Raw genomic sequence first — 26,531 nt, 5'->3', positions numbered from 1 at the left:
CGCTGGGCGGCGCAGCAGGCCGCCGCCGACGCGGCCGCCGAGGCCGCGGCCGCCGCCGAGGAGGCCAAGCTCGTGCACGCGGTGCACGAGGCCCACCTGGCCGCCGAGAAGACGAAGAAGCACGCCGAGGAGCACAAGCTCCGCAAGTACACGGTGAAGAAGGGCGACACCCTCAGCGAGATCGGGGCGCACTTCAAGGTCGACTGGCGCGAGATCGCCAAGATCAACCACGTGAAGAACCCGGACCTCATCTACCCCGGACAGGTCTTCGCCATCCCGAACGACTGACGGCGGGAACGGCCTCCGGCCCGGCCGCCCGACCCGGCGGCCGGGCCGAGCGTCGTCACGGTCCCGTCACGGCCCCGCGCAGTCGGGCCAGCGCAGTCGGGCCAGCGCAGTCGGGCCCGCGACACGGACGTACGGCCTTGCCCCCGGCTGCCCGGACGCACAGGCTGGACCCATGACGCAGCCAGAGGCCGGCGAGGAGCTCCTCGAGTCGGTCGACCACGCAGCATCCCTCCGACTCCTGGCGGCCACCGACGTGGGGCGGATGGCGGTCGTCGTCGACGGCCGGCCGGTCATCGTCGTCCTCAACCACCTCCTCGAGGGCGAGCACGTGCTGTTCCGGACCCGAGCCGACGCCCTGCTCTCGACGCTCACCGACGAGGGCCGCGCCGTCCACGCGGTGTACGAGGTGGACAGCGCCTTCAGCCCGGGCCGGTCCGGCTGGTCGGTCATCGCGAGCGGGACGCTGCACCGCGAGACGGACGGCGCCCGGGTCGCCCGCGCCCGGGACACCATCGAGGCCTGGGCCCACGGCGAGCGCGACACCGTGCTCCGTCTCGAGATCGACGACCTCACCGGGCGGCGCGTCGGTCCGCTGTGACCCGGGCCCTCGGACGCGCATGTCCCGCACCTGCGGGGGTACTCACCGCCTGACAGATCATCGAGGCGGGGAGCACGTCCATGAGCACGCCGACCGGAACACCCGGCAACCGGGCGCGCAGCGCCGACAGCACCCTTGCGGACGGGCGCCCGACCCCGGAGCACCCCGACGGGCACCGGGACGACGTCACGTCCGCCCGGCGGGACGACCCGACGCTCGTGCGCCGGGACGACGGGCACGAGCTCGCCCGCCCCGAGTACGCGGACGGCGCGGACACCCGCGCGGACAACCGAGCGGACACCCGCGCGGACGGCACCGCCGACCCCGCGACCACGCACGCCACCGCCACGGAGCTCGGGCTCGACCGGCAGGCCGTCGTCCAGCGTGAGAAGGAGGCATTCGGCGGGCTGAAGATCGGCTCGGCCTTCTTCGGCTGGCTGGCCGCCACCGGGATGGCCGTCATCCTCACGGCGCTGCTCGCCGGGGCCGGCACCGCCGTCGGCGTCGCAACGAACACCGACCCGGGGCAGGCCGTCGACGCCGCCACCGGCAACGTCGCCACCGTCGGCTGGGGCGGGGCGATCGCCCTGGCCGTCATCGTCTTCGTGGCCTTCTACTGCGGCGGCTACGTCGCCGGCCGGATGGCCCGCTTCAACGGCGCGAAGCAGGGCGTCGCCGTCTGGCTCTGGACCGTCGTCGTGTCGCTCCTCGTGGCCGGCATCGGGGCCGCGCTCGGCAGCCAGTACGACGTCCTCGGCCGGCTCGACGCGTTCCCGCGGATCCCGGTCGGCGAGGGTGACGTGACGACCGCCGGCCTGCTGAGCCTGCTCGTCGCCGTCGTCGTCGCGCTCGTCGGTGCCGTCGTCGGCGGCCTCGCCGGCATGCGGTTCCACCGCAAGGTCGACCGGGCCGGCCTCGGCCGCTGACCGTTCCTCAGCACCTGCACCTCTGCCGCACCGCCGGCGCGCCCGGCCCGACGCACCATCCGGGCCGGGCGCGTCAGCGTCGGGCGTAGAACCCCTCGATGTGCGCCTCGACGAGGTCCGCGGCCCGGGCGCCCTCACCGGCCACGAGCGCGTCGTGGATCTCGTGGTGCTCCCGGGCGAGCCGGGCGGCGACGGCCCGGAAGTCGTCCTCGCCCTGCAGCCGCTCGAGCAGCGTGGCGCGCATCGCGTTGCGCAGGGCCGTGGTCATCTCGGCGACGAGGCGGTTGCCGCTCGCGTGCGCGATGGCGACGTGGAACTCGGTGTCGCGGTCGTTGAACGTCTCCGGCGAGCACTCCGGGTCGTCCATGACCGCGAGGTGCTCGGCGAGCAGGGCGTGGTCGGCGTCGCGGGCGTGCGTCGCGGCAAGCCGGGCCGACTCGCGCTCGAGGGCGATCCGGGCGCGGACGACGTCCGCCGTCCCGACGCTCGCGAGCAGCACGTGCATCCGGACCAGCCGGGTCAGTGCCTCGCCCGGGGCCGCGGTGAGCACCGTCCCGGCGTCCCGGCCCGAGCCGGTCGACTGCGTGATGACGCCCATCGCCTGGAGCACCCGCATCGCCTCCCGGACGGCGACCCGGCTCACCCCGAGCGCGGCGGCGAGGTCGCGCTCGGCCGGCAGGCGGTCGCCCGCCCGCAGCCGCCCGGACGTGATCTGGGCCTCGACCCGGTCGAGCACGAGCTCGTAGGTGCGGGCCTTGGTGACCGGTGCCCAGCCCGCGTCCACCACGCCGTCCGCGGGGTCCACGGCGTCGTCGAGGGCACCTGTCGAGGCCTGGTCCGGCACCATGTCCGCCCTTTCGTCCCGCGTCGACGACCGTTCGTCGACGTGCAAGCGCTTGCGGGCCGACGGGCCCTTTGAAGTGAGTGCAGTCACACCCTACGGTGTCTCCAACTTGCTGTGGTCCTACCACAGTGAGGTCATCCATCGGGGGTGCCGATCTGGCGCCGAGCGCGCCGGCACTGCGGCCGGCCGGAGGTAACGCCATGACCGCTACGACGTCCGCTCTGCCGTCCGCCGTCCATCAGGCGGCCGACTTCACCCAGCAGCTCTCGCCCGTCGGCGGCAGCCTCGCCGTCTCCGCGCTCGTCGGGCTGCTCCCGCTCGTCGTCGTCTTCGTGCTGCTGGGGGTCGTGCGCACCAAGGCCTACGTCGCGGCGCTCGCCGGTCTCGGCGCCGCCTTCCTCGTCGCCGTCCTCGCCTACGCCATGCCGGCCCCGCTCGCCCTGCTCTCGGCGACGCAGGGCGCCGTCTTCGGCACCTTCCCGATCATGTGGATCGTGCTCGCGGCGCTGTGGCTCTACCAGCTGACCGTCACGAGCGGCCGGTTCGAGGACCTGCGCCGGACGTTCGACGTCGTCTCGGAGGACCCCCGGATCCAGGCCGTGCTCATCGCCTTCTGCTTCGGCGGCCTGCTCGAGGCGCTCGCGGGCTTCGGCGCACCGGTCGCCATCACCGCGACGATGCTCATCGCGCTCGGCGTCGCCCCGCTGCGGGCGGCCTGCACGGTGCTGCTCGCGAACACCGCACCGGTTGCGTTCGGCGCCGTCGCCATCCCGATCACGACCGCCGCGACGCTGACCGGCATCCCGGCCGGCGACATCGGGGCCGTCGTCGGGCGGCAGGCGCCGGTCCTCGCGTGCGTCGTCCCGCTGCTGCTGCTCCTCGTCGTGGACGGCGTCCGCGGCCTGCGCGAGGCGTGGCCGGCCGCGCTCGTCACCGGGCTGTCGTTCGGGCTCGCCCAGTTCGCGACGTCGAACTTCCTGTCCGTCGAGCTGACCGACATCGTCGCCGCGCTCGTCGGGCTCGGCGCGACCGTGCTGTTCGTGCGGGTCTGGACGCCGGTCGGTGCGCGCGAGGCGCACGAGCGGCTCGCGGCGGGCCGTGCGCAGGAGCACGCCGAGGCGACGGCGGCGGGCCGGGCGACCGGCGGGCCCGGCACGGTGGCGACGGCCGCGACCGGCCGGCTGACCCAGGGCCGGGTCTGGATGGCGCTGTTCCCCTACCTGCTCGTCATCGCCGTGTTCTCGGTCTCCAAGCTCGTCGTCCCGGTCAAGGAGTTCCTCGCCGGCACCGACCGGAAGGTGCCGTGGCCGGGCCTCGACGGGCACGTCTTCTCGGCGTCCGGCAAGGCGATCACCTCGACCGTCTACACCTTCGGCTGGCTCTCCGGCCCCGGCACGCTGCTGCTGCTCTGCGGTGTCGTCGTGGCGCTCGTGTACCGGGTCGCCCCTGCCGCGGCCGTCGCCGACCTGGTCCGCACCCTCGACAAGCTGAAGCTCGCGATCCTCACGGTGGCAAGCGTTCTCGCGCTCGCCTACGTGATGAACTTCTCCGGCCAGACGATCACGATCGGTACCTGGATCGCCGGCACCGGCGCCCTGTTCGCGTTCCTCTCCCCGGTGCTCGGCTGGATCGGCACCGCCGTCACCGGCTCGGACACCAGCGCCAACGCGCTCTTCGCCAAGCTGCAGGCGACGGCCGGCGCCAAGGCCGGCATCGACCCGACGCTGCTCGTCTCGGCGAACACGACGGGCGGCGTCGTCGGCAAGATGATCAGCCCGCAGAACCTGACGATCGCGGCGAGCGCGGCGGGCCTGGACGGCCAGGAGTCCGCCATCCTGCGCCGGGTGCTGCCGTGGAGCCTCGGGCTGCTGCTCTTCCTCTGCACGATGGTCTACCTGCAGTCGACGCCGGTTCTCGGTTGGATGCTGCCATGACTCCCGCGACGACCCCAGCGGCGCGCACCGGTCTGGACCCCTCGGCCCTCGACACGTTGCGCGGCATCGTCGGCGAGCGGTACGTGCTCACCACGGACGGCGACGTGGAGGTCTACTCGCGCGACGCGACGCCGCTGTTCCGCGGGCGTCCCGACGCCGTCGTGCTGCCCGCGACCACGCAGGAGGTCAGTGCCGTCCTCGCGCTCGCGACCCGGCTCGGCATCCCGGTGACGCCGCGGGGGGCCGGCTCGAACCTCGCCGCGGCGACGATCCCCGAGCACGGCGGCATCGTGCTCGTGCTGACGCGGATGAACAAGGTGCTCGAGGTGAGCGGCGCCGAGCTGCTCGCCGTCGTCCAGGCCGGCGCCACCACGGCGGCGCTGTCCGACGCGGCCGCCGCGCAGGGCCTGCTCTACGCACCCGACCCCGGCAGCCGCACGGTCTCCACCGTGGCGGGCAACGTCGCGATGTGCGCCGGCGGGCTGCGCGGCCTGAAGTACGGCGTGACCCGCAACTACGTGCTGGGGCTGGAGGTCGTGCTGCCGACCGGCGAGGTGATCCGGACCGGTGGCCGGCTGTGGAAGGACGTCGCCGGCTACGACCTCACGCGGCTGCTCACCGGGTCCGAGGGCACTCTCGCCGTCATCACCGAGGTGACCGTCGGGCTGCTGCCGCTGCCCGCGGCGTCCGGCACCGGGGTGGCCTACTTCGACCACCTCGCGGACGCGGGCCGCGCCGTCGCGCAGATCATCGCGGACGGCGTGCTCCCGGCGACGCTGGAGTTCCTCGACAACCGCTGCATCAACGCCGTCGAGGACTTCGCCGGCCTCGGGCTGGACCGGGCGGCCGGGGCGCTGCTCCTGTTCGGGGACGACGGGGCGGCCGACGTCGTGGCCCGCTCGCTCGAGCGGATGGGCACGACGTGCGCCGCGATCGGCGCCCGCGGCGTCACGACCGCTCGCGACGTCGCAGAGTCCGAGGCGCTGCTCACCGCGCGGCGCTGCTCGCTGCCGGCGCTCGCCCGGCTCGCACCGGTGACGATGCTCGAGGACGCGACCGTGCCGCGGCCGCGGCTCGCCGAGATGGTCGACCGGATCGACGCGATCGCCGCGCGGCACGATGTCGTCTGCGCGACGTTCGGGCACGCCGGGGACGGCAACCTGCACCCGACGATCGTCTTCGACCCGGCGGACGGCGACGTCCGGGAACGCGCCGAGGCCGCCTTCGCCGACGTCTTCGCGGCCGCGATGGAGCTCGGCGGCACGATCACCGGCGAGCACGGCGTCGGCGCCGCGAAACGGCCCTACCTGCGGGCCCGGCTCGGCGACGACCAGCTCGCGCTGCTGCGCCGGCTCAAGACGGCGTTCGACCCGGCCGGCATCCTCAACCCCGGGAAGCTCGGCTCGTGAGCGGCCCGGAGGAGGCACCCGCCGGGGCGGAACCCGTTGCCACGCGGGGGATCTTCGACGCCGACCTGCTGTCGGCGTGCATCTCGTGCGGGTTCTGCCTGCCCGCCTGCCCGACGTACTCGCTGACCCAGGACGAGCGCGCCAGCCCCCGCGGCAGGATCTCCCTCATGCGGGCCCTCGAGGAGGGCCGGCTGGACGAGGACGACCCGACGCTCGTCGAGCAGGCGTCCTTCTGCCTCGGCTGCCGTGCGTGCGAGCCGGTCTGCCCGGCCGGGGTGCAGTACGGGGCGCTCTTCGAGCAGTGGCGCGACCACCAGTGGCGGGGCCGGCGCGCGCCGGTGCGGGCCCGGGCCCTGCGGGCGGCGACGGGTGTGACCGCGGCGATCACCGCCGCGGGGGTGCTGCGGGGCGCCGCCCGCCGGACCGGGCCGCCCGACGCCGACCGGGTCCACCTCGTGCTCGGCTGCGCGGAGCGGGCGCTGTTCCCCGGCGTCTCGCGGGCCGTCGTGGAGCTCCTGCCGGGTGCGGTCGACGTGCCGTCCGGGCAGGGCTGCTGCGGAGCGTTGCACGGGCACAACGGTGACTCGGCGGAAGGGGTCCGGCTGGCCACCGAGCTCGGCCGCCGGATGCCGGGCACGGTGCTCGTCACGGCCGGCGGCTGCGCGACGCACCTCGCGCACGTGCTCGGCCGGGACCGGGTCCGTGAGCTGTCGGAGTTCCTCGTCGAACGCTGGGACGCCGCACCGGACGCAGCCCCCGCGCTCGGCGAGGTCCGGGCCGGCGGCCGCCGGGCCCGGGTCGGGCTGCAGGACTCGTGCCACCTGCGCAACGGGCTGGGCGTCGTCCGGCCGCCGCGTGACCTCGTCGCCCGGGTCGCCGACTACGTCGAGCTGCCGTCCGCCGGGCGGTGCTGCGGCTCCGCCGGGACGTACGCGATGCTGCGGCCGGAGGACTCCCGGGCGGTGCTCGACGTCCACCTCGACGAGATCGAGGCGGCCGACCTGGACCACCTCGTCGTCGTCAACGTCGTCTGCCAGAAGCAGCTCGTCGAGGGCCTGCGCCGCCGCCGGTCACGGACGACGGTGCTGCACCTCGCGGAGCTGCTGGCGGTCGCGCTGAGGGCCGGCGGCGGGCCGGCGGCCTGACCGCAGGTGCGTCCCGCCGGGCGTGGTAGACATGCCCGGCGGGACGGACGGTGCCGTTCCCGACGGCGGATCCTGACGGCGGTGAGGTGCGCGATGGCGCGGTACGGCACGATGTTCGGCCCCGACTACACGTTCCTCGGTGTCCCGATGTGCGACATCGACGACGAGAGCACGTGGGCCGACGCGCAGGCCGTCGTCATCGGTGCCCCGTTCGACGGCGGGACGTCGAACCGGGCCGGGGCGCGCTTCGGGCCGCGGGCGATCCGGGCCGCCTGCTACCTCGGGTTCGACGGGTCGCGGCCCTCGATGGCGCTGCGCACCGACGGCCTGCTGGACCTCGCGGTCGTCGACATGGGCGACGTCGAGATGTACTCCGGCGACATCGCGAAGTCCCTCGACGCCCTCGAGCAGGTCGTCACGAAGGTCGCCACGGCCGGCAAGATCCCCGTCGTCCTCGGCGGCGACCACTCGATCGCCCTGCCCGACGTCACCGGCTGCGCCCGGGCCGTCGGCTGGGGCCGGGTGAGCGTCGTCCACTTCGACGCCCACGCCGACACCGGTGACATGGAGTTCGGGGCGCTGCTCGGCCACGGCCAGCCGATGCGCCGGCTCATCGAGTCCGGCGCGGCGCGCGGCGACCGGTTCCTCCAGATCGGGCTGCGCGGCTACTGGCCGGGGCCCGAGACGCTCGGCTGGATGGCGGGCCAGGGCATGCGGTCCTACGAGATGACCGAGGTCGTCCACCGGGGTCTCGACGAGGTGCTCACCGAGGCGTTCACGATCGCGACCGACGAGTGCGACGGGGTGTTCCTGTCCGTCGACGTCGACGTCGTCGACCCCGGGATGGCCCCCGGCACCGGCACCCCCGAGCCCGGCGGCTTCACGAGCCGCCAGCTGCTCGACGCCGTCCGCCGGATCTGCCTCGAGCTGCCCGTCGTCGGCCTCGACGTCGTCGAGGTCTCGCCCGACCACGACCACGCCGACGTCACGGCGATGCTCGGCAGCCGGGTCGTCCTCGAGGCGCTCTCGGCGATCGCCCGTAAGCGCGCCGTCGAGGCCGGGACGATGCCGCCCTTCGACCCGGCTCAGCCGCTGCTCGACGGCCGCTGAGCACCTGGCCGACGGCGGCCGCGCAGCAGGTAGACGACCGGGCCGAACGGCTGGATGAGGAGCACCGGCCACCACCGGGCCTTGACGCCGTTGACCTCGGTGCGCGGCCGGGACCACAGGTCGACCGCCGCGGTCGCGGTGAGGGCCAGCTCGGCGGAGCCGAGGGCGAGGATCCCGGTGCGCTGCCACCGGGGGAGGTCGGACCAGGAGCGTGCGCGCATCGGTGCCACCTGCCTCGGACGGGGGCGGCGCCCGGACGGGCAGATCCGGACGCCGTACCCAGCCTGCCGCCGTCCGGGGCCCGCCGCGAGAGGCGCAGGTCCCCGGCCGCTCAGTAGGTCGCGGTGACGAGGAGCTGCTCGGCGCGGACCGGGTCGGTGACGAGCTCGGCCATGACGACGAGCGGCCGGTCCGGCGTGCCGAGCCCGGGGACGGCGCGGGCCAGGTCGTCGTAGGTCACGTACTCCAGGCCCATCCGCCAGTCCGGGAACATCCGCTCCTCGACGTCGCCGGCCGCGACGAGGCGGACGTCGCGGTGCCGGCGGTCGCGGGCGATGAGCTCGTAGACGGTCTCGACGGCCTCGCGCTCGCCCTCGAGCACCTGGAGGAAGCTCGGTGCGTCGGCGAGGTCGGGGCCGAAGTAGAGCAGCAGCCCGGTGAGGTCCTCGAGCTCGTTGCGCATCCGCGCCTCGACGAGCAGGCCCTCGAGCTCGATGTCCGACATTTCCGCAGTCGCGCGGCTCGCGTAGATGACCCGGTACATGGTGCCTCCGTCGACCGATTGCTCCTGTGCCGGGGCCATCGGCACGGACCGCGGTCTCCTTGACCCCGCTGCTGTCTACAGTCACGGGCATGACTGCTGCGGGCGATCTCACCGACGTCGAGGCGCGGGTGCTCTCCGCGCTCGACGACACCGCCCGCGAGGGCCGGCTCGTCGCGGACCTCGTCGACCTCGTGGCGGTCCCGAGCGTCACCGGGACGGCCGCCGAGGGGGACGCGCAGCGCTGGGTCGCGGACCGGCTCGGTCCGCTCGGCGCGGACGTCGACCTGTGGCGGATGGACCTCGACGCCCTGCGCGCCGACGCCGGCTTCCCCGGCACGGAGGCGCCGCGCGACGAGGCCTGGGGGCTCGTCGGGACGCTGCGGCCGGACGGCGCGCAGGACGCCCCGTCGCTCGTGCTCCAGGGCCACGTGGACGTCGTGCCGGCCGGCGACCTGTCCGCCTGGGGCGACGCCGACCCGTTCGCGGCCCGCGTCGTCGCGACCCCCGACGGCGAGGCCGTCATGGGCCGCGGCACGTGCGACATGAAGGCCGGGGTCGTCGCGGCCCTCGCCGCGCTCGAGGCCGTGCATCGGGCGGGTGTCCGGCTGCGCGGCACCGTCGCGTTCCACAGCGTCGTCAGCGAGGAGGACGGCGGCCTCGGGGCGTTCGGGACCCTGGCCCGCGGCCACGTGGGCGACGCGTGCGTCATCCCCGAGCCGACCGGCCGCCGGGTCGTCACGGCGAACGCCGGTGCGCTGACGTTCCGGCTCGACGTGCCGGGGCGGGCCGCGCACGGCTCGTCGCGCTACGAGGGCGTCAGCGCGATCGAGGCCTTCGCCCGCGTGCACGCCGCCCTGCTCGACCTCGAGCGCGAGCGGTGCGCCGACCCGGACCCGCTCATGGCCGGCTACGAGATCCCGTACCCGCTGTCGATCGGGGTGGTCCGGGCGGGCGACTGGGCGAGCACCGTGCCGGACGCGCTCGTCGCGGAGGGGCGGTACGGCGTCCGGCTCGACGAGAGCCCGGACGACGCCCGGGCCGCGTTCGAGGCGCGGGTGGCGGAGGTCTGCGCCGGCGACGCCTGGCTGCGCGACCACCCGGTGCGGGTCACGTGGTCCGGCGGGCAGTTCGCGAGCGGCCGGCTGCCGGCCGGGCACGCGCTGCTCGGCGCCGCCCAGCAGGCCTGGGCGACCGTGACCGGTGGCCCCGAGCCGGCCCCGCGCGGCGGGCCCTACGGCAGCGACCTGCGGCTCTACGCGGCCGCCGGCGTCCCGACGCTGCACCTCGGCCCGGGGGACGTCCGGCAGGCGCACACCGCCCGGGAGTACGTGCCGGTCGAGGAGATGCACGCGACGGCGCGGGCGCTCGCGCTCATGGTGCTGCGGCACTGCGGGACGCGCTGATGGCGGACGCTCCCGGTGAGCCGCGGTTCTTCGCGACGCCCGCGGCCTGGCGCGGCTGGCTCGCCGAGCACGCCGCGACCGCGTCCGAGCTCCTCGTCGGGTTCCACAAGAAGGGCACCGAGACGCCGTCCCTCACATGGCCGCAGTCGGTCGAGGAGGCCCTGTGCTTCGGCTGGATCGACGGCGTCCGGCGTTCGCTCGGGCCCGACGCGTACTCGATCCGGTTCACGCCGCGCCGCCCTGGCAGCCACTGGAGCCGGGTCAACGTCGACCTCGTCGAGCGGCTGGAGTCCGAGGGGCGGATGACGGACGCCGGTCGTGCCGCCTTCGCCGCCCGCACCGAGGAGCGGACGGCGAAGGCGTCCTACGAGCAGCGCGAGCACGCCGTCCTCGAGCCGGAGCACGAGGCGCTCTTCCGCGCCGATGCCGCCGCATGGGACTGGTTCGGCGCGGCGCCCGCGGGGTACCGCCGGCTCGCGACGTACTGGGTGGTGAGTGCGAAGCGGCCCGCGACGAGGCTGCGCCGGCTCATGACGCTCGTCGAGTGCTCGCGGGAGGGGCGGAAGATCCCGTCGCTGGCGTGACGGCTGCGACCGGCTCGCTCAGTGGTGGTACCGGTGCACGACGGCATGTCCCTTGCCGCGCCGGATGAGCGCGCGGTTGACGGGCACGGTCACGACGAACGCGACCGCGAGCGACGCGACGAGCGAGCCCCAGAACAGCGCCGAGGTGAGCCCGGCGTCCATCGCACCGGGGACGAGCAGGACGACGGCGTTGTCGACGACCTCCATCGTCGTGATGGAGACGGTGTCCGCGGCGAACGCGATGCCCAGCGCGGCGCCGAACGCGAGGCCGGAGCGGAGCATCGGGACGAGCGTGAACCCGTAGCCGATGAGGAACGCGAGGCCGACGGCGAGCGCGATGCTCGGCCCGTTCGACCAGCCGAGCGCCGTCGCGACGACGAGGCCGAGCACCTCGCCGATCGCGCAGCCCGTGAGGCAGTGCAGCGTGGCCGTGACGGCGAGCCGGGTGAGCCCCGGAGGGTCGGCGGACGCGTCGTGGCCGCCGTGCATCGAGTGGGAGGCGTGATCTGTCATGCCGCTCACAACATACCCACCGGGGGTATTCATTCCGGACATCGCGCCCGGCGCGGGATCAGTCCTTGGGGCCGCCGGCCACGTAGACCACCTGGCCGGACACGAAGCCCGCCTCGTCGCGCGCGAAGAACGAGACGGTCGCAGCGATGTCCTCGGGCTGGCCGACGCGCGCGACCGGGATCTCCTTGGCCGAGTGCTCGATGAACGCCTCGAACGGGACGCCGAGCCGCTCCGCCGTCGCCTTCGTCATGTCGGTCTGGATGAAGCCCGGGGCGATCGCGTTGACCGTGACGCCGAACTTGCCGAGCTCGATCGCGAGGGTCTTCGTGAAGCCCTGCAGGCCGGCCTTCGCCGCCGAGTAGTTCGCCTGGCCGCGGTTGCCGAGCGCCGAGGTGCTCGACAGGTTGACGATGCGGCCCCACTTCGCCTCGGTCATGTACTTCTGGCAGGCCCGGCTCATGAGGAACGAGCCCCGCAGGTGGACGTTCATCACCGAGTCCCAGTCGTCCTCGGTCATCTTGAAGAGCAGATTGTCCCGGGTGATGCCGGCGTTGTTCACCAGGACGGTCGGCCCCCCGAGGGTCTCCGCGACCCGCGCGACCGCCGCCGCGACGCCGTCCGCGTCGGCGACGTCGACACCGACCGCGACGGCCCTGCCGCCCGCGGCCTCGATCGCGCCCACGGTGCCCGCGCAGGCCGCCTCGTCGAGGTCGAGGACGCCGACCGCGAACCCGTCGGAGGCCAGCCGCCGGGCGACCGCGGCGCCGATCCCGCGGGCCGCCCCGGTGACGATCGAGACCCGGCCGGACGGTGCTGCTGCGGTCATCGGTGTCTCGCTCATCGGTCCTGGCTCCCTCGCCTCGGCTCGGCCGGGGGTCCCGCGGCCCCCACCGTTCTACCCGACGCCCGGTGCACCGCTGCGTGACCCCCGCCACGCGGCGGTCGAGACCGGCCGCAGGGCGGCTCTCCGGGGCGTCGCTCAGGGTCGCGGCACGTGGGTCTCGACGAGCCAGTCGACGAGCCGGGCGCAGTTCTCGTGCGCCTGCTCCTCGCTCACCTTCCACGAGCCGAGCAGCTCGTCGGTCGTGAGGCCGTCGGGGAGGTGGTCCGGACCCATCGCGGCCCAGCCGGCGATGAGGTCGTGCTCGGCCTCGGGGTGGAACTGCAGTCCCACGGCCCGGCCGCGGCGGAACAGCTGGACGGCGACGTCCGTACGGCCGAGCACCTCGACGTCGTCCGGCAGCACGACCCGGTCCTCGTGCCACGTGAACCACGGGCCCGCCGGGACGGCGTCCGCGACGGCGTCCGCGACCTCGATCCGGACGGCGCCGATCTCGGTGACGGGCGCCCGCTCGACCCGGCCGCCGAGGGCCTCGGCGAGCAGCTGACCGCCGAAGCAGACCCCGACGAACGGCAGGTCCCGTTCCAGCGCGGTCCGGATCAGCGCGACCTCCGGGTCGACCCACGCCCGCACCGACTCGTCGTAGGCGTTCGCGAACGACCCGAACGAGAGCACGAGGTCGAAGCCGTCGAGCGCCGGGAACGCGGTGTCCGGCGGGGACCCGTCGGCGCGCAGGACGACGTGCTGCGTGACGTCGACACCGCGCTCGACGAGCAGGCGGCCGATGACGGCGGGTGCCGCCGCCTCCTCGTGGCAGATGACCAGAGCTCTCACGAGGCGCAGTGTCGCGGCTGCGGACGTCCCCGCACAGCCCCCGACCGGGCCAGGGTTGTCCACAGGCTGTGGACGGCGAGGCGGACGGGCCCGCCTCGACGCGCCTATTCTTGACAAGATCCGGAGGGAGGTCGGCATGACCGTGGAGAGCGTCGCGGAGTTCTACGCGCAGACCGACAGCGGGAAGTTCCTCGTGGAGCGCGGCCGGGAAGAAGGCCGCGAGGAGATGCTCGTCGAGCTGCTCAGGGAGCGTTTCGGAGCGGACGAGCGGATCCCGGCCCTCGCCGAACGGCTGGCGCACCAGGCCGGTGCCCTGCGGTCGGTGCTCGCGGCGACCTCGCTGGACGACCTGGACACCCCTTCCTGATCCGGACGACCGTCCTGTGGCACCACGCCGGGCGGCCCCGGCCGGATTCGGCGGCTGTCGCCCGTGCCGCCGCTGCCTCCGCTCCGCGAGGATGTCGCCGTGACCGCACCCGGGACGTCCCTCGAGCACACCACCGTCTGCGACCTGCCCGCCGTCGAGCAGGCCGCGCTGCTGCGCGCCAAGGAGCTCTCCGCCCGTGAGCTGCTCGCGGCGCACCGGGCCCGGGTCGAGGCCCTCGACGGCGTCGTCAACGCCGTCGTCACCCGCACCTGGGAGCGTGCCGAGGCAGAGGCCGCGGCCTGCGACGCTGCGGCCGCCCGGGGCGAGTTCCACGGCCCGCTCCACGGTCTCGTCACGGCGTTCAAGGACCTGAACGACACCCGCGGCATCCGGACGACGTACGGGTCACCGGTCTTCGCCGACCACGTGCCGGACGCCGACCACCCGGTCGTGGCGCGCGTCGTCGCCGCCGGCGCGGTGACGATCGGCAAGACGAACACCCCGGAGTTCGGGGCCGGGTCGCACACGTTCAACCCGGTCTTCGGGGTGACGCGCAACCCGTGGGCGCCGGCGTTGTCCGCGGGCGGGTCGAGCGGCGGGGCGGCCGCGGCGGTGGCGACCGGGATGGTGTCGCTCGCCGACGGCTCCGACGTCGGGGGCTCGCTGCGCAACCCGCCCGGCTTCTGCGGCGTCGTCGGCCTGCGGCCCTCGGTGGGCCGGGTGCCGAACAGCGGCCCGGGGCACCAGCACCACCGGATGCCGACCCACGGGCCGATCGGCCGCTGCGTGGACGACGTCGCGCTCGGCCTGTCCGTCATGGCCGGCCCCGACCCGCTGGGGATGCTCTCCCTGCCCGAGCCGGGCCCGGCGTTCGCTCCGCCGCTGCACCCGCTGCCGCCCTTCGACGCCTCGGGTCCGGGCGAGCGCACCGGCCGCCCGCTGCGGGTGGCCCTGAGCCCCGACCTCGGCGGCCTGCCCGTGGACCCGGCCGTGCGTCTCGCCGTGCGGGCCGCGGCCGACACCCTCGCCGTCCTCGGCTGGGACGTCGAGGAGGCCGACCCGCCCGTCGACGGGGTCGACGAGACCTTCGCCGCCCTGCGCGCGTTCATGTACGCCAGTGACCTCGGCCGCAGGCTCGGGCCGGAGGAGGTGCGCCGGCTCAAGGGCACCGTCCAGCTCGAGATCCGCGAGGGGCTGGCGATCCGCACCGACCAGGTCGCCGACGCCTTCGCCGCCGAGACCGAGCTCGTCCGCCGCACCCACGCCTTCTTCGACCGCTACGACCTCCTCGTCGCGCCGACCGCGCAGGTGCTGCCGTTCCCCGTCGAGCAGGAGTGGGTCACGGTCGTCGACGGCGTCCCCATGCAGCGCTACACCGACTGGATGCGCGCCTGCACCCGGCTGTCGGTCACCGGGGTCCCGGCGCTGTCGCTGCCGGCGGGGATGGCGCAGACCGCGGACGGCGTCCACGTGCCGGTCGGGCTTCAGCTCGCCGCCCGCCCGGGCGCCGACCTCTTCCTCCTGCGGGCCGCCAAGGCCGCCGAGGAGGCGCTCGGCCGGCTCGGGACGCCGCCGTTCGGGCCGCTGCTCGCGCGTCCGGCGTGACCGCGGCCGGGCCCTGGTACGGCGGCTCCCCCGGGGGCGCTTAGGGTGGACCCCGCCGCGCAGCGCCGGGACGGGCGCCGCGGTTCGTGGGAGGACGACAGTTGGCTGAGAAGTGGCGTCGGTGCCTGAAGTGCCGCAGCATCAAGCCGGTCGAGGACTTCGACGGTGACGAGGAGACGTGCCGGGCGTGCCTCACGGCCCCGGTCCGCAAGCCGCGGGCGTCGGCGAGCACCGTGACGACGCGGCGGGTCTCCGTCGACGCGGACGCCCCCGGTCCCGCCGCCGGCAGTGCGCCGTCGACCGCCGCGGCGGCCGTGACCCCGGCGGTCCGCAACATCGCCCCGCGGGACGTCCGCGGCCGCGGCGACCACGAGGTGCGGGCCCGCCGGGCCCGGGTGCGGGCGCTCGACCGGCTCGCCGAGGAGTACCCCGAGGACTTCGCCCGGATCCTCGGCGAGGAGCGCAGCAGCGAGGGCCTCACCTGATCGCGGGTGCCGCCGGCCGGCCGCTACTGGGCCCACGGCGGCCGCAGGCGGGTGCCGTCGGCGGTGACCGCCGACAGTCCGGGCGTCGTCGTCACCCAGGCGGTGGCGCCGTCCGGGCCGGCGTCGACGGACAGCAGCGCGCCGGCCGGCACGAGGAGCACCTCGCCCGGCCCCAGGGTCGCGGGCGTGCCGTCCACGGTGGCGTGCAGCTCGCCCGACAGCACGAGCAGCACCTCCTCGCGGTCCGGCCGGTGCGGCACCCCGGTCGTCCCGGGCGGGACCTCGAGCCGCCACGCGCACAGCTGGCTGCTGCCCCGCCCGGTGCGGGCGTACGAGACGAAGGTGCTGCCGTGGATCTCGAAGGTGTCGGGGCTGAGGACGGGCACGGTGGACCTCCAGGTAGACAGGCTGCTTGACCACTTGACCTCAATAGTCAGGTAACCTGTCTATATGGTCAAGAGGGACGACGGGGTCGGAGGTCCGGCCGCCGCCTGGGAGGTCGCGACCGGCGTCCTGCGGATGTCGGCGGCACTCGTCGACGGTGTGCAGACCGGCGTGCTCCGGCGCGGCTTCGACGACGTCCGGCCGGCGCACGGCTTCGCCTTCTCGCTCATCAGCCGGGGGCCGACGACGGCCGCGCGGCTCGCCGAGCACCTCGGCATCACCAAGCAGGCGACCGCGGAGCTGGTCCAGCACCTCGTCGACCGCGGGTACGTCGAGCGCCGCCCCGACCCGGACGACGGCAGGTCCCGGCTGCTCGTGCTCACCGCCCGCGGCGTCGCGTGCACCCGGGCCGCCGAGGAGGCTGCCACGGAAACCGTCGAGGGCTGGCGGACCCGCCTCGGCGACGAGGGCTTCGCCGCCCTGAGGTCCGCGCTGTCCGCCGCGGGAACCAGCGGGCCGCTGCGACCGTCGTGGTGAACGGACCCGCTGCCCGTGCGCGGTGGACGGGTCCGCTGCGGGGCAGGAGAGTGAACGGGTGAGCGATCTGGCGACCGGACCGGTGATCCCGGTCTCGGCGGCCGACGAGGAGCGCCGGCGCGGCCTGCGGCGGATGAAGTCCGTCGCCCTCGCCCTGCTCGGGCTGGCGGCGGTGGTCTACGCCCTGACCCTCGGGCGGGACGGCGCGCTCGGCTACGTCAACGCAGGGGCCGAGGCCGCGATGGTCGGGGCGCTCGCCGACTGGTTCGCCGTCACGGCCTTGTTCCGTCGTCCGCTCGGCCTGCCCATCCCGCACACCGCGCTCATCCCGACCCGCAAGGACGCCCTGGGCCGCAGCCTCCAGGAGTTCGTCGGCACCAACTTCCTCGCCGAGACCGTCGTCCGCGAGCGGGTGGCCCGGGCCCGGATCGCGCAGCGGGTCGGCACGTGGCTCTCGGACGACGCGCACTCCGAGCGGGTCACCGCCGAGCTCGCGACCGCGACCCGCGGGGCGCTGCGCGTGCTGCGCGACGACGAGGTCGCGACCCTGCTCGAGGACGTCGTCCTGCGCCCGGTCCTCTCCCGGCCGTGGGGGCCGCCGGCCGGCCGGCTCCTCGAACGGGTCGTCGCGGACGGCGCCCACCACCGGCTCGTCGACCTGACGCTCGTCGAGCTCGAGGCGTGGCTGCGCGAGCACGAGCACCTCGTCGAGTCGCTCGTGCTCGACCGGGCGCCGCTCTGGACGCCGCAGTGGCTCGACGACCGGCTGGCCCGCCGGGTGTACGTCGAGGCCCTGAAGTGGGTCGTCGACGTCCGGGACGACCCGAAGCACCGGGCCCGGCTCGCGCTCGACGACGCCCTCGGCCGCTTCGCCAAGGACATGCAGACCGACCCGGCGACCATCGAGCGGGCGGAGGCGCTCAAGGAGCGGCTCGTGACGCACCCCGGCGTCCGGGACGGCATCGAGCAGCTCTGGGCGAGCGTCCGCGCGGTCCTCGTCGAGGCCACCGAGGACCCGGACAGCGACCTGCGCCAGCGCGCCCGGGCGGGCCTGCTCGCGTTCGGGCGCCGGCTCGCCACGGACGCCGGCCTCCAGGGCAAGGTCGACACCTACGTCGTCGACGCCGTCGGGCACGTCGTCGCGACCTACCGGGAGGAGCTCACGTCGCTCATCTCGGAGACGGTCGAGCGCTGGGACGGCGAGGAGGCCTCCCGGCGGATCGAGCTGCACGTGGGCCGCGACCTGCAGTTCATCAGGATCAACGGCACGGTCGTCGGCGCGCTCGCCGGCCTGGCGATCCACGCGCTGTCGACGCTCAGCGGGCGGGTCTGACCGATCCCGACCCTGCGGTCGCCGCTGCCGCGGTCACTGCTGCCGGAGCCAGTCGAGCGCCTCGTCGTGGGTGTCGAACGGCCGTGACTGGTCGCCCCCGGCGAGGAACGCGAGCAGGCGGGTCCGCGCCGCCGGCTCACGGCCCGCGCAGACCACGGCGACCCGCGGCCCGTCGGCGGTGAACGGCGGGTTGGCCTCCTTGACCGCCTTGAACCAGGCCGGGTCGAACTCCATGTCGCTCACGTCGACGAGCGAGCGCATCCCGGGGTGGGCGGCGAGCTCCGCGGCGCTCTCCTGCAGGGCCGCGTACCGGCCCTCGGCGTCGAGGCTCCGGTAGTCGACGAACAGGTACCGGAACCCGTCGGGCTCCTCGCGCCACTCGCAGCCGGGCACGGGCCTGCCTCTCGTCGTCACGACTCGCGGACCTGCGCTGCGGCCCACACCTGGCGGTTCACGTCTGGCGGTTCACGTCCTGCGGTTCATCGGAGGCCGTGGGACGCCCCTTGAGCGGCGCGGCGGCCGGCTGCTCCGGCCGGGTGACCCGGGATCGGGCAGGATCGGCCGCGTGAGCGACGAGGGCATCGAGGTCTGGGCGGTCCGGCACGGGCCGACCGAGTGGAGCCGGAACGGCAGGCACACCGGTCGCACCGACATCCCGCTGACGGACGAGGGCGAGGCCGAGGCGCTCGCCGCGAAGTGGCGGCTCGACGCCGTCGACTTCGACCTGCGTCTGGTCTCCCCGCTGCGGCGGGCGCGACGGACGGCGGAGCTCGCCGGTGTGAGCGACCCCGAGGTGGAGCCCCTCGTCAGGGAGTGGGACTACGGCGACCTCGAGGGCATGACGCGGGCCGAGATCCGGGAGCGGCTGGGCGTCCCCGACTGGTCGGTGTGGCGCAGCGAGGTCGTCGGCGGCGAGTCGCTCGACGAGGTCGCCGCGCGCGCCGACGAGGTCGTCGCGCTGCTCCGGGAGCGGACGCGCGAACGGGCCCTCGTCGTCGCGCACGGCCACTTCCTGCGGATCCTGGCCGTCCGCTGGTGCGGCCTGGACGCCGTCCTCGCCGAGCACCTCGAGCTCGAGCCGGCGCGGATCAGCGTGCTGGGCACCGACCGCGGGACGCCGACGATCCGCAGCTGGAACGGCTAGGCCACCTCCTCCGCCCGCCCCGGGGACGCACCGTCCGCGTCCGCGTCGCCCAACCGCGCCGCCAGCCACGCCACGGCGGCCGGCGCTCCCTGCCGCCCACCCGTCAGGTGGTCGTCCGCGACGACGTCGGCCCACGTCACCTCGGCGCCCAGGCCCACGTACCACTCCGCGAGCGAACGCCCGACGTGCGTCGGGACGATCTCGTCGCCGGCGACGTGGTAGACGTACATCGGCACCCGGGGGCGGTGGGCGCCGTTGCGCTCGGCGGCGAGCACCGCCCGCCACGCGGGCTCGTCCCACGGCTCGTCCCGCCAGGTGTGGGCGCGCAGCGGCTCCGGGAACCCCGTGACCAGCGAGACCACGTCGAGCGTCGCGGCGCGCGCGGCCCTCGTGCGACCGGCGTCGGTGAGGACCGCCATGAGCGCTGGCTCCTGATGCGCGTGCGCGAGCCCGACGAGCACGGCGAGGTTCAGCGCGCTGAACGGACCGCCGTCGATCGCTGCGGCGACCTCGCGCAGGTCGGCGGGGACGCCGCCGGCCGCGACGGCGACGAGGCGCTGCTCCGGGGCGTACCCGGGCTGCAGCTCGGCGGCCCAGGCCGCGTTGCGCCCTCCCTCGGAGTAGCCCCAGACCAGCACGGGGCTGTCCGCCGTCACGTCCGGGACGACGTGCACCGCGGCCCGGGCGATGTCGAGCAGGGCCTGACCGCCTGCCCGGCCGGCGCCGTACGTGTGCGGTCCGGGCATCCCGAGGCCCTCGCCGTCCGACACCGCGACGGCCCAGCCCTGCTCGAGGGCTAGCCGGATCTGCGCGAGCTCGGGCTCGAGACCGCGGCGCAGCAGGTGGCTGGGGGCCGCGTCCCGCCCGAGGCCGTGGACGCCCACGCCGTAGCTGACGACCGGTCGCGGCCCCGGGGCGGCCGCGGGTCGCGCCGGGACGAGGAGGGTCCCGGACACGGCGTTGGACCGGCCGCGGGTGTCCGTCGACCCGTGGACGACCTGCCACCCCGCGACCGTGACGCCGCAGTCGACGTCGACCGGGCGGACCCGCACGGGCAGTCCCGGCCCGGGCTCCGACCGCACCTCTGCGTAGAACGGGTCCTGCGACGGGCGGCTCACGACGCGCTCCCGCGCGGCGCGGACCCGCGGCCGGGCGCCGTGACCGCGGCGGCGACGACCGCCGCCGCCGCGAGCAGGGCCGTCACGGTGAAGCCGCGGCCGAACCCCGACATGAGGGCCTCGCGGACGGCGGCCGGCGTGGGCCGGCCGTCCACGGCACCGAGCAGCTGCTCCGTGCGGGCCGCCGCCAGGGACGCGACGACCGCGACCCCGACGGAGCCGCCCACGGCCTGGAACGTGCTGAGCAGGCCCGCGGCGATCCCGGCGTCCTCCTCGGGGACGTCGGTCATGGACAGCGCCGCCGTGGCCACGAAGGTGGTGCCGACCCCGGCCCCGAGCCCCACGAGGCACGGCACGAGGACGAGCGGGTAGCTGGTCGTCGGCTCGAGCCCCACCAGCGCCACGGCCGCGACGGCCGTGGCGATCGTGCCGACGAGGACCATCAGCCGCGGACCGGTCGTCGCGATGAGCCGGCGGGTCGCGAGGGCGAACGCCAGGACGCCCACGCCGATCGGCAGGAACCTCAGGCCCGCGTCCACCGGACCGAGCCCGCGCAGGTCCTGGAGCGTGCGGCTGAGCAGGAAGAACGCCGGGTAGAGCGATGCGAACAGCAGGCCGCCGACGAGGTAGGCGCCGAGCCTGACGCGGTGCCGCAGCAGCCGCAGCGGCAGGGTCGGCTCGGGCGCCCGGGACTCCACGAAGGCGAAGGCGGCGAGCAGCACCGCGGCGCCCGCGAAGGACGCCGTGGAGACGCCGTCCCCCCACCCCTGCGCGCCCGCGTCGATGACGGCGTACACGAGCAGCGAGAGCGCGCCCGTGCCGAGCAGCGCCCCGACGACGTCGAGCCGCCGGCGCCGGCCGCGGGTGTCCGGCAGCACCCGGGGCGCGGCGACGAGCACGGCGATCCCCAGCGGGATGTTGACGAGGAACACCCACCGCCACGAGAGGTACTCGGTGAGCAGCCCGCCGAGGACCAGCCCCAGCGTGATGCCGACCCCGGCCATCGAGCCGTACGCGACCATCGCCCGCGTCCGCCGGACCCCGGCCGGGACGAGCGTCGTGATGAGCGAGAGCGTCGTGGGGGTGGCAAGCGCGGCTCCGACCCCCTGGGCCGCGCGGGCCGCCAGCAGCACCTCGGGGCCGTCGGCCAGCCCCGCCACGGCGGACGCCACGGTGAACAGCGCGATGCCGGCCATCAGGGTCCGGCGGTGCCCGAGCAGGTCGCCCGCCCGCCCGCCGACGAGGAGCAGCCCGCCGTACGCGAGCGTGTAGGCGTCGACCACCCACGCCAGCCCGGCGTTCGACAGGCCGACGGCGTCCTGCACGGTCGGCAGCGACAGGTTGACGATCGTGACGTCCAGGGTGGCCATCAGCTGCGCCAGGCAGATCAGGGGGACGGCCGCCCGGCTCAGCCGCAGGCCCGTCCCCTCGTGCAGGTCCGCTGCGACCTCTCGTGACTGTGACATGTCGTTCCGGTCCTTTCTGACTGTCGTCGTGCCCGAGCGTGCGGGGCGGCCCTGTCACGCATCTGTCACGGGTCTGCCGGAGGACCGCGTGGAAAGATCCGGGTTGTGCGGATTGCGGTCCTGGGCGAGCTCCTGGTGCTCGACGGCGGCCGCGACGTCACGCCGTCCGGGCGTCGCTCGAAGGACCTGCTCGCGGCGCTCCTGCTGCGGCGCGGGCAGGGGGTCGAGCCCGCCGTCCTGCTCGACCAGGTGTGGGGCCCCGGGGCGGCGGGGCTGTCCGTGGCCGTCGTCCACACGCAGGTGGCCCGGCTGCGCCGGGCCCTGGGCGCCGGCGCCGTCCTGAGGACGAACAACGGCTACCGGCTCGGCCCCGCGGAGCTGGACTCCGACCGGTTCACCGAGCTGGTGTCACGCGCCCGTGGGCGCGGCCCGGGGCGCGCGGTCCCGCTCCTGCGCGAGGCGCTGGGACTGTGGCGCAGCGGACAGCCGTTCTCCGACGTGGGCCAGGAGATCGTCGGCCCCGAGGTGGCGCGGCTCGTCGAGCTCCGGACGCTCGCACTGGAACGGCTCGGGGAGGACCTCGCATCCCTCCCGGATGCTGCGGCGCTGGAGGAGGCGCTGCTCGTGGCCGGGCAGCTGATGCAGGCGGACCCCTTGCGCGAGCGCGGGTACGAGATCGCGATGACGGCCGCGGCGGCCGCCGGACGGCGCAGCGACGCGCTGCTGTGCTTCGAACGGCTGCGGGTGACCCTCCGCGAGGCGCTGGGCATCGACCCCGGACCACGCGCGCAGCAGCTGCACCTGGAGCTCCTCCGGACGGACGGGACCGTGGCCCCCGTGCGCGCCGCACCGGACGGTCCGGCGGCAGCCCCGCCACCCCCGGCGCCGCCGGCACCCCGGACCCGGTCGGTCGGGCGGAGCGAGGACCTCGCCCGCGTCCTGGAGCTGCTGCGGACCCGACGGATCGTCACCGTCACCGGGCTCGGCGGCGTCGGCAAGACGCGGTTGGCGACCGAGGTCTGGCACGGCGTCGGTCCGGGGCTCGAGCGGGTCTACCTCGACCTCGCCGGTCACGGCGCGTCGACGCCGGAGGAGGTGGCCGAGGACGTCGGGCTCGCCCTGGGGCTGGCGCTCGGGGCGCAGGACCCGCTCGGCACGGTCGCCGCCGCGATCGGCGACCGGCGGTTGCTGCTCGTGCTCGACGAGGCCGAGCACGACGTGGCGACGGTGGCGGGCCTGGTCCGCGGCCTGCTCGACCGCTGCCCCCGCCTCACGGTCCTCGCGACGTCCCGACGGCCTCTCGGTGTGATCGGTGAGGCGGTGCACCCGCTCGCGCCGCTGGTCTGCCCGGCCGTCGGCGCGGATGCGGCACGCTCCCGAGAGGCGTCCGCGGTCGCGCTGCTCGGCGAGCGGATCCTGGACCACGCGCCCGGGCTGGTCATGGACGACCCGACGATCCTGCGACTGGCGGAGTTCGCGAGGCAGGTGGACGGACTGCCCCTCGCGCTGGAGCTGCTGGCGGCGCACGCCGCGACCCGGTCCGTCGACGAGCTCGCCATGCTCGTGGCCAGTCCGCTCGACCTCGCGTCGCACGAGCCGGACCGCTCCTGGCGCCACCGCACGCTGCACGCGACCATCGCCTGGAGCGTCGACCGCCTGCCCGAGGAGCAGCGCACGGTCCTGTACCGGTTGGCGGTGTTCGTCGGCTCCTTCCACCGCCCGGCGGCGCAGCTGGTGTGCGGCCCGGACGTGGACGTCGACCAGGGGCTGCGGGCCCTGGTCCGCGAGGCGCTCGTCCACACCGAACGCGTCGGCGGCTCCCTGGCCTACCGGCTGCCGCGCCCCGTCCGGGACCTGGCGCACGACCGGCTGGCGGCGACCGGCGACCTGGCGCGGGTGGTCGCGCGGCACCGGGCCCTGCACGCGGGCACGTGGCGCGGGGCGCTGCGCAGCGACGCGCTCCTGCTCGACGTGCGCAGGCACCACGCCGACTACCTCGCCGCCCTGCGCGACGCCCACGACGTGGGTGACGGCCGCGCGGTGGTCGACCTGACCCTCACCCTGAGCAGGCTCTGGATCTTCACCGACATGCTCGGCCCCGGGCTGCGATGGACGGGGCGGGCCCTGGCCTCGGGGCTGCTGTCACCGTTGGAGGAGGCGCGGGTGACGACGATGCGCGCCGCGTTGCTCCAGCACCACGCCCCCGAGGTCGTCAGCGCCGAGCTCGCCGGCGTGATCCCCGTCCTCACGCAGCACGACGACGCCGCCTGGTTGGTCAGCGCGCTCATGATCGCCGGGGTCGTGCGGACGGTCTCCGGTGACCATGCCGGCGCGCTCGAGCACGCCCGGGCCGCCGTCGTCGCCGCCCGGCGGACGACCGAGGAGCGGCAGGCCGACGCCTGGGGGGTGCTCGCCTCCTGCGCGGCACCGCTGGCCCCGGAGGAGGCCCTGGACGCCTCGCGGCAGGCCTGGGCCCTCGTGAGCCGCTCCGGGTCGGTGTTCGCGACGGCCTCGGTGGCGGGCAACCTGGCCTGGGCGCAGCTCGCGATGGGTGCGCCGGACGCCGCCGCCGACGTCGTCACCCAGGCCCTCGAGCGGCTCGGGCCCGACGAGGTGCCCACGTTCCTCCGGCTCCACCACGCCTGGACGAGCCTGCTCACCGGCCACCCCGAGGTCGCGCTGGAGGAGTTCGACCGGGTCGTCTCCGCCGGGTCCGCGGAGCTCGAGGACCGCAAGACCGCAGGCGTCTACCTCGGCGCCGCGTGCGCCCTCGCAGCGCTGCGGCACCCCGCGGCGCCCGACGTCCTCGAGGGCGCGGTCGCCCTGGGGGCGCGGACGGGGCTGGTGCTCCTCGCCGTGCAGGAGGAGGCCGTGCGCCGGGCCCGTGACGGGCTGGCCGGACTGCCGGCACCGTCCTGGACCGCCGCGCTGGCACCCGGTCGGGAGCTGGCCCGGCTCATCAGGAGCGCGGCGCACGACCGGGCCGACCCGGGTCGGCCCGGGCCGGCGCCGGAACCGCCGGACCGCTAGGAGCCTGCTGAACAAGGCGCGTATCGAGGGCCTGGGCGGCGAGGAGGGGGCTCAAGGCCGTCTAGCGGCGGTCACGTCTCCTTGCGGAGTGGAGAGAGCTCGCCCTCCTCGCCGGGTCGAGCGTGCTCCTGGTGCTCGTGACGGGTCAAGGGGCTGGTGCTGGTGCTGGGTCTTGGCGGCCCGGTCCGGGGCTATGCCAGGACCCAGTGGCCTGCGTCGTGCCGCAGGCCCAGGACCAGGAGCCGGCGCAGGTTGAGCGCGGCGACGCGGGTGTGCAGCCAGGCGTTGTTCTTGGCGATGCCGCGGAACGGGACACGTCGGTTGCCGCGGGTGAGCCAGGCGATGGAGCGTTCGACCATCGGCCGGTGCTGGCGGTAGACGGCCTGGAAGCCGGGGTCGGCGGCTCGGGCCCGGTGGGTGCGTTGCAGGGCGTCGTGCTCGCCGACGTTGACCTTCCGTCCGTGCGGTGAGGTCGTGCAGCGGGCTCGCAACGGACAGCCGGTGCAGACCGCCTTGAAGTTCGCGGCCCGGGTACGGGTCATTGCGCGCACGACCCCGGCCGGGCAGGTCACGCTCCCGTACTGGCCGTCGGTCTCGTCGACGGTGAAGTCTGCGATCGTGAACCCGTTCTCGATCAGCGACTTCAGCGGCCACGGCTTGATGACCGCGGTGTGGCCGGCTGCGTCGACCGCGGCCAGCATCGGTCCACTGCCGTACGCCGAGTCAGCCAGCACCTCGAACCTGTCACCCTTGGCTCCGGTGCGGTCAACGGACTGCGCGAGGCCGAGCAGTCGCTGTCCGACGGCGGCGTCGCTGCTGTCGGCGCCGGACGCCTTGGTCAGTTCGGTGCCCAGGATCAGGCCGGTGTCGGGTTCGACGACGACGTGGGCCTTGAACCCGTCCTGCCGGCGGTGCTGGGTCTTGTGCGCGTGCCGGGCCTCGGGATCGACGGTCGAGATCACCCGGTCCGGGGCGGTCCGGCGGGCGATCCGCCACCGCCCGTCGGTCCCGTCGGAGTCCTCGGCCGGCTCCACATCCTGCCCGGCCACCAGTGCGAGCAACGCGACCGCCTGCGCCGCCTCCGGTTCCAGTGACTCGATCCCGCCGTGCTCCTCGAGGCTGTCGGTGACGGCGGCGAGCAGTGCGAGGGCGTCGTTGACCAACGCCGACACCAGGTCTTCGCGGGCCTGCTCGTCGTCCCAGGCGATGCCCGGCTTCCCCGTGCGCGTGTAGTCATAGCCGGTGCACACCGTCGTGACCAGGCCTGCGGCGCCGGGCACCACCCGCCCGACCCGACGGACCGCGGCGATCAGCTGGGTCACCGTGTCCTGCCGCGCGACCGCGTCATCGAGCACGGTGGAGTCCAGCGCCCGGCGGGTCTTGCCGGTCAGCACCCCGGTCGCGGCGACCACGTCCCGGACCGCGTCGAAGATCCGGTCCGGGGCCTTCGAGGCCGCCAGCCGGGACCGCCAGTACGTCAACGTCGTCGGATGGAACCCCGCGTCGGTCACCGCCAGCCCGACCGCGGCCTTCCACCGCAGGTCGAACGTGACCGCCTCGACCGCCTCCCGGTCCGACAACCCGTGCAACGTCTGCAGCACCAGCACCGACGCCACCAGCTCCGGCGGCAGACTCGGACGGCCCCGCCCCGACGGGAACAAGTCCTCGAACATCACCGGCGGGAACAACCGGCTCCGGTGCTCGGCCAGGAACGAGAACACGCTCCCGGCCGGCAGCAGATGCCCCGCCAACGACTCCACATCCAGCAGCTCACGCTGCCCATCACTCGCGCCCTGCACGAACCAAGCCTGACCCACCGACCAAGGTCAGCGACGGACCCCGGTCGGCGTTTTGTTCAGCAGGCTCCTAG

At 75.1% G+C, this 26,531-nt stretch carries 27 protein-coding genes; 16 read left to right on the top strand and 11 right to left on the bottom strand.

Annotated elements, in window-relative coordinates; translation table 11 throughout:
* From ECOMGDLI_RS25400 to ECOMGDLI_RS25390, 3 genes are all read left to right on the top strand, one after another.
* A partial coding sequence (locus ECOMGDLI_RS25400; protein WP_143447931.1) for a LysM peptidoglycan-binding domain-containing protein occupies positions 1-288 on the top strand: 288 nt, incomplete at its 5' end.
* Between the two features lie 172 nt (positions 289-460).
* Positions 461-886, top strand: a complete 426-nt coding sequence (locus ECOMGDLI_RS25395) for a pyridoxamine 5'-phosphate oxidase family protein (protein WP_088319638.1) — start codon at positions 461-463, stop codon at positions 884-886.
* Positions 887-966: 80 nt separating this feature from the next.
* Positions 967-1,812, top strand: coding sequence for a hypothetical protein (locus tag ECOMGDLI_RS25390; protein WP_088319637.1), 846 nt, complete (start codon positions 967-969; stop codon positions 1,810-1,812).
* 73 nt (positions 1,813-1,885) lie between these two features.
* On the opposite strand, the gene ECOMGDLI_RS25385 is transcribed toward ECOMGDLI_RS25390, so the two are convergent.
* A complete protein-coding gene (locus ECOMGDLI_RS25385) occupies positions 1,886-2,659 on the bottom strand; it encodes a FadR/GntR family transcriptional regulator (RefSeq protein WP_088319636.1) in 774 nt (257 codons plus the stop codon).
* A gap of 197 nt (positions 2,660-2,856) precedes the next feature.
* Here ECOMGDLI_RS25385 and ECOMGDLI_RS25380 point away from each other — a divergent pair, with 197 nt between their 5' ends.
* The 4 genes from ECOMGDLI_RS25380 to speB all read left to right on the top strand — a co-directional run bounded on the left by ECOMGDLI_RS25380 (position 2,857) and on the right by speB (position 8,254).
* A complete protein-coding gene (locus ECOMGDLI_RS25380) occupies positions 2,857-4,590 on the top strand; it encodes an L-lactate permease (RefSeq protein WP_088319635.1) in 1,734 nt (577 codons plus the stop codon).
* Positions 4,587-5,999 carry an FAD-binding oxidoreductase gene (locus tag ECOMGDLI_RS25375; RefSeq protein WP_088319634.1) on the top strand — a complete coding sequence of 471 codons (1,413 nt, stop codon included), beginning with the start codon at positions 4,587-4,589 and terminating at the stop codon, positions 5,997-5,999. Before ECOMGDLI_RS25380 ends, ECOMGDLI_RS25375 begins: the two co-directional genes overlap by 4 nt.
* Positions 5,996-7,144: a (Fe-S)-binding protein gene (locus ECOMGDLI_RS25370; RefSeq protein WP_088319633.1), complete on the top strand. Its 1,149-nt coding sequence runs from the start codon at positions 5,996-5,998 to the stop codon at positions 7,142-7,144. Before ECOMGDLI_RS25375 ends, ECOMGDLI_RS25370 begins: the two co-directional genes overlap by 4 nt.
* Positions 7,145-7,237: 93 nt before the next feature.
* Complete coding sequence (speB, locus tag ECOMGDLI_RS25365; protein ID WP_088319632.1) at positions 7,238-8,254, top strand: agmatinase; 1,017 nt, start codon at positions 7,238-7,240, stop codon at positions 8,252-8,254.
* Here the strand turns inward: speB and ECOMGDLI_RS25360 are convergent.
* Together ECOMGDLI_RS25360 and ECOMGDLI_RS25355 are read right to left on the bottom strand one after the other, a co-directional pair.
* Positions 8,230-8,475, bottom strand: a complete 246-nt coding sequence (locus tag ECOMGDLI_RS25360; RefSeq protein ID WP_088319631.1) for a PLDc N-terminal domain-containing protein — start codon at positions 8,473-8,475, stop codon at positions 8,230-8,232. The genes speB and ECOMGDLI_RS25360 overlap by 25 nt on opposite strands.
* 110 nt (positions 8,476-8,585) lie before the next feature.
* Positions 8,586-9,017, bottom strand: a complete 432-nt coding sequence (locus ECOMGDLI_RS25355) for a BLUF domain-containing protein (RefSeq protein ID WP_233149661.1) — start codon at positions 9,015-9,017, stop codon at positions 8,586-8,588.
* Positions 9,018-9,106: 89 nt separating this feature from the next.
* On the opposite strand from ECOMGDLI_RS25355, the gene ECOMGDLI_RS25350 reads away from it, so the two are divergent.
* Together ECOMGDLI_RS25350 and ECOMGDLI_RS25345 are read left to right on the top strand one after the other, a co-directional pair.
* Entirely contained in the window at positions 9,107-10,420 is a 1,314-nt protein-coding gene (locus ECOMGDLI_RS25350; protein ID WP_088319630.1) for an ArgE/DapE family deacylase, read from the top strand.
* Positions 10,420-11,004: a YdeI family protein gene (locus ECOMGDLI_RS25345; protein WP_088319629.1), complete on the top strand. Its 585-nt coding sequence runs from the start codon at positions 10,420-10,422 to the stop codon at positions 11,002-11,004. The genes ECOMGDLI_RS25350 and ECOMGDLI_RS25345 overlap by 1 nt, the downstream gene beginning before the upstream one ends.
* A gap of 18 nt (positions 11,005-11,022) precedes the next feature.
* On the opposite strand, the gene ECOMGDLI_RS25340 is transcribed toward ECOMGDLI_RS25345, so the two are convergent.
* The 3 genes from ECOMGDLI_RS25340 to ECOMGDLI_RS25330 form a co-directional block, all read right to left on the bottom strand.
* Positions 11,023-11,517: a DUF4396 domain-containing protein gene (locus ECOMGDLI_RS25340; protein WP_088319642.1), complete on the bottom strand. Its 495-nt coding sequence runs from the start codon at positions 11,515-11,517 to the stop codon at positions 11,023-11,025.
* A gap of 58 nt (positions 11,518-11,575) precedes the next feature.
* A complete protein-coding gene (fabG, locus tag ECOMGDLI_RS25335) occupies positions 11,576-12,358 on the bottom strand; it encodes a 3-oxoacyl-ACP reductase FabG (RefSeq protein ID WP_233153627.1) in 783 nt (260 codons plus the stop codon).
* 138 nt (positions 12,359-12,496) lie between these two features.
* On the bottom strand, positions 12,497-13,192 hold the full coding sequence (locus tag ECOMGDLI_RS25330) for a type 1 glutamine amidotransferase (RefSeq protein ID WP_158221150.1): 696 nt from the start codon (positions 13,190-13,192) through the stop codon (positions 12,497-12,499).
* Positions 13,193-13,328: 136 nt separating this feature from the next.
* Here ECOMGDLI_RS25330 and ECOMGDLI_RS25325 point away from each other — a divergent pair, with 136 nt between their 5' ends.
* The 3 genes from ECOMGDLI_RS25325 to ECOMGDLI_RS25315 all read left to right on the top strand — a co-directional run bounded on the left by ECOMGDLI_RS25325 (position 13,329) and on the right by ECOMGDLI_RS25315 (position 15,649).
* Positions 13,329-13,559: a hypothetical protein gene (locus tag ECOMGDLI_RS25325; protein WP_088319627.1), complete on the top strand. Its 231-nt coding sequence runs from the start codon at positions 13,329-13,331 to the stop codon at positions 13,557-13,559.
* A gap of 99 nt (positions 13,560-13,658) precedes the next feature.
* Positions 13,659-15,164, top strand: coding sequence for an amidase family protein (locus ECOMGDLI_RS25320; RefSeq protein WP_088319626.1), 1,506 nt, complete (start codon positions 13,659-13,661; stop codon positions 15,162-15,164).
* A 101-nt stretch (positions 15,165-15,265) separates the two neighbouring features.
* Complete coding sequence (locus ECOMGDLI_RS25315; protein ID WP_088319625.1) at positions 15,266-15,649, top strand: hypothetical protein; 384 nt, start codon at positions 15,266-15,268, stop codon at positions 15,647-15,649.
* Between the two features lie 23 nt (positions 15,650-15,672).
* Here the strand turns inward: ECOMGDLI_RS25315 and ECOMGDLI_RS25310 are convergent, their stop codons facing one another.
* Positions 15,673-16,035 (bottom strand): cupin domain-containing protein, encoded by a 363-nt coding sequence (locus ECOMGDLI_RS25310; protein ID WP_088319624.1) that lies wholly within the window; start codon positions 16,033-16,035, stop codon positions 15,673-15,675.
* Positions 16,036-16,099: 64 nt separating this feature from the next.
* Between ECOMGDLI_RS25310 and ECOMGDLI_RS25305 the strand changes: the two genes are divergently transcribed.
* Together ECOMGDLI_RS25305 and ECOMGDLI_RS25300 are read left to right on the top strand one after the other, a co-directional pair.
* Positions 16,100-16,570: a MarR family winged helix-turn-helix transcriptional regulator gene (locus ECOMGDLI_RS25305; RefSeq protein WP_198955164.1), complete on the top strand. Its 471-nt coding sequence runs from the start codon at positions 16,100-16,102 to the stop codon at positions 16,568-16,570.
* A gap of 133 nt (positions 16,571-16,703) precedes the next feature.
* On the top strand, positions 16,704-17,903 hold the full coding sequence (locus ECOMGDLI_RS25300) for a DUF445 domain-containing protein (RefSeq protein ID WP_088319640.1): 1,200 nt from the start codon (positions 16,704-16,706) through the stop codon (positions 17,901-17,903).
* A gap of 33 nt (positions 17,904-17,936) precedes the next feature.
* Here the strand turns inward: ECOMGDLI_RS25300 and ECOMGDLI_RS25295 are convergent, their stop codons facing one another.
* Positions 17,937-18,317 carry an STAS/SEC14 domain-containing protein gene (locus tag ECOMGDLI_RS25295; RefSeq protein WP_143447929.1) on the bottom strand — a complete coding sequence of 127 codons (381 nt, stop codon included), beginning with the start codon at positions 18,315-18,317 and terminating at the stop codon, positions 17,937-17,939.
* 151 nt (positions 18,318-18,468) lie between these two features.
* On the opposite strand from ECOMGDLI_RS25295, the gene ECOMGDLI_RS25290 reads away from it, so the two are divergent.
* Complete coding sequence (locus ECOMGDLI_RS25290; protein ID WP_233153625.1) at positions 18,469-19,047, top strand: histidine phosphatase family protein; 579 nt, start codon at positions 18,469-18,471, stop codon at positions 19,045-19,047.
* Here the strand turns inward: ECOMGDLI_RS25290 and ECOMGDLI_RS25285 are convergent.
* Both ECOMGDLI_RS25285 and ECOMGDLI_RS25280 read right to left on the bottom strand, forming a co-directional pair.
* Positions 19,044-20,165: a lipase family protein gene (locus ECOMGDLI_RS25285; RefSeq protein ID WP_088319621.1), complete on the bottom strand. Its 1,122-nt coding sequence runs from the start codon at positions 20,163-20,165 to the stop codon at positions 19,044-19,046. The two genes, ECOMGDLI_RS25290 and ECOMGDLI_RS25285, sit on opposite strands and share 4 nt — an antisense overlap.
* A complete protein-coding gene (locus tag ECOMGDLI_RS25280) occupies positions 20,162-21,631 on the bottom strand; it encodes an MFS transporter (RefSeq protein WP_088319620.1) in 1,470 nt (489 codons plus the stop codon). Before ECOMGDLI_RS25280 ends, ECOMGDLI_RS25285 begins: the two co-directional genes overlap by 4 nt.
* A 105-nt stretch (positions 21,632-21,736) precedes the next feature.
* Between ECOMGDLI_RS25280 and ECOMGDLI_RS25275 the strand changes: the two genes are divergently transcribed.
* Positions 21,737-24,661: a BTAD domain-containing putative transcriptional regulator gene (locus ECOMGDLI_RS25275; RefSeq protein WP_088319619.1), complete on the top strand. Its 2,925-nt coding sequence runs from the start codon at positions 21,737-21,739 to the stop codon at positions 24,659-24,661.
* 191 nt (positions 24,662-24,852) lie between these two features.
* On the opposite strand, the gene ECOMGDLI_RS25270 is transcribed toward ECOMGDLI_RS25275, so the two are convergent.
* Positions 24,853-26,460: an IS1182 family transposase gene (locus ECOMGDLI_RS25270; protein WP_088319618.1), complete on the bottom strand. Its 1,608-nt coding sequence runs from the start codon at positions 26,458-26,460 to the stop codon at positions 24,853-24,855.
* Positions 26,461-26,531: the final 71 nt, after the last annotated feature.

The organism is Kineosporia sp. R_H_3, assembly GCF_002198675.1.
Classification (GTDB): domain Bacteria; phylum Actinomycetota; class Actinomycetes; order Actinomycetales; family Kineosporiaceae; genus R-H-3.
Note: the sequence above shows the minus strand (reverse complement) of the source record. Positions and strands in the feature narration are given on the sequence as shown.

Coding starts and splice junctions, on each gene's coding strand:
- ECOMGDLI_RS25395 (WP_088319638.1), top strand. CDS start 461: ATGACGCAGCCAGAGGCCGGCGAGGAGCTCCTCGAGTCGGTCGACCAC.
- ECOMGDLI_RS25390 (WP_088319637.1), top strand. CDS start 967: ATGAGCACGCCGACCGGAACACCCGGCAACCGGGCGCGCAGCGCCGAC.
- ECOMGDLI_RS25385 (WP_088319636.1), bottom strand. CDS start 2,659: ATGGTGCCGGACCAGGCCTCGACAGGTGCCCTCGACGACGCCGTGGAC.
- ECOMGDLI_RS25380 (WP_088319635.1), top strand. CDS start 2,857: ATGACCGCTACGACGTCCGCTCTGCCGTCCGCCGTCCATCAGGCGGCC.
- ECOMGDLI_RS25375 (WP_088319634.1), top strand. CDS start 4,587: ATGACTCCCGCGACGACCCCAGCGGCGCGCACCGGTCTGGACCCCTCG.
- speB (WP_088319632.1), top strand. CDS start 7,238: ATGGCGCGGTACGGCACGATGTTCGGCCCCGACTACACGTTCCTCGGT.
- ECOMGDLI_RS25360 (WP_088319631.1), bottom strand. CDS start 8,475: ATGCGCGCACGCTCCTGGTCCGACCTCCCCCGGTGGCAGCGCACCGGG.
- ECOMGDLI_RS25355 (WP_233149661.1), bottom strand. CDS start 9,017: ATGTACCGGGTCATCTACGCGAGCCGCGCGACTGCGGAAATGTCGGAC.
- ECOMGDLI_RS25350 (WP_088319630.1), top strand. CDS start 9,107: ATGACTGCTGCGGGCGATCTCACCGACGTCGAGGCGCGGGTGCTCTCC.
- ECOMGDLI_RS25345 (WP_088319629.1), top strand. CDS start 10,420: ATGGCGGACGCTCCCGGTGAGCCGCGGTTCTTCGCGACGCCCGCGGCC.
- ECOMGDLI_RS25340 (WP_088319642.1), bottom strand. CDS start 11,517: ATGACAGATCACGCCTCCCACTCGATGCACGGCGGCCACGACGCGTCC.
- fabG (WP_233153627.1), bottom strand. CDS start 12,358: ATGAGCGAGACACCGATGACCGCAGCAGCACCGTCCGGCCGGGTCTCG.
- ECOMGDLI_RS25325 (WP_088319627.1), top strand. CDS start 13,329: ATGACCGTGGAGAGCGTCGCGGAGTTCTACGCGCAGACCGACAGCGGG.
- ECOMGDLI_RS25305 (WP_198955164.1), top strand. CDS start 16,100: ATGGTCAAGAGGGACGACGGGGTCGGAGGTCCGGCCGCCGCCTGGGAG.
- ECOMGDLI_RS25300 (WP_088319640.1), top strand. CDS start 16,704: ATGAAGTCCGTCGCCCTCGCCCTGCTCGGGCTGGCGGCGGTGGTCTAC.
- ECOMGDLI_RS25280 (WP_088319620.1), bottom strand. CDS start 21,631: ATGTCACAGTCACGAGAGGTCGCAGCGGACCTGCACGAGGGGACGGGC.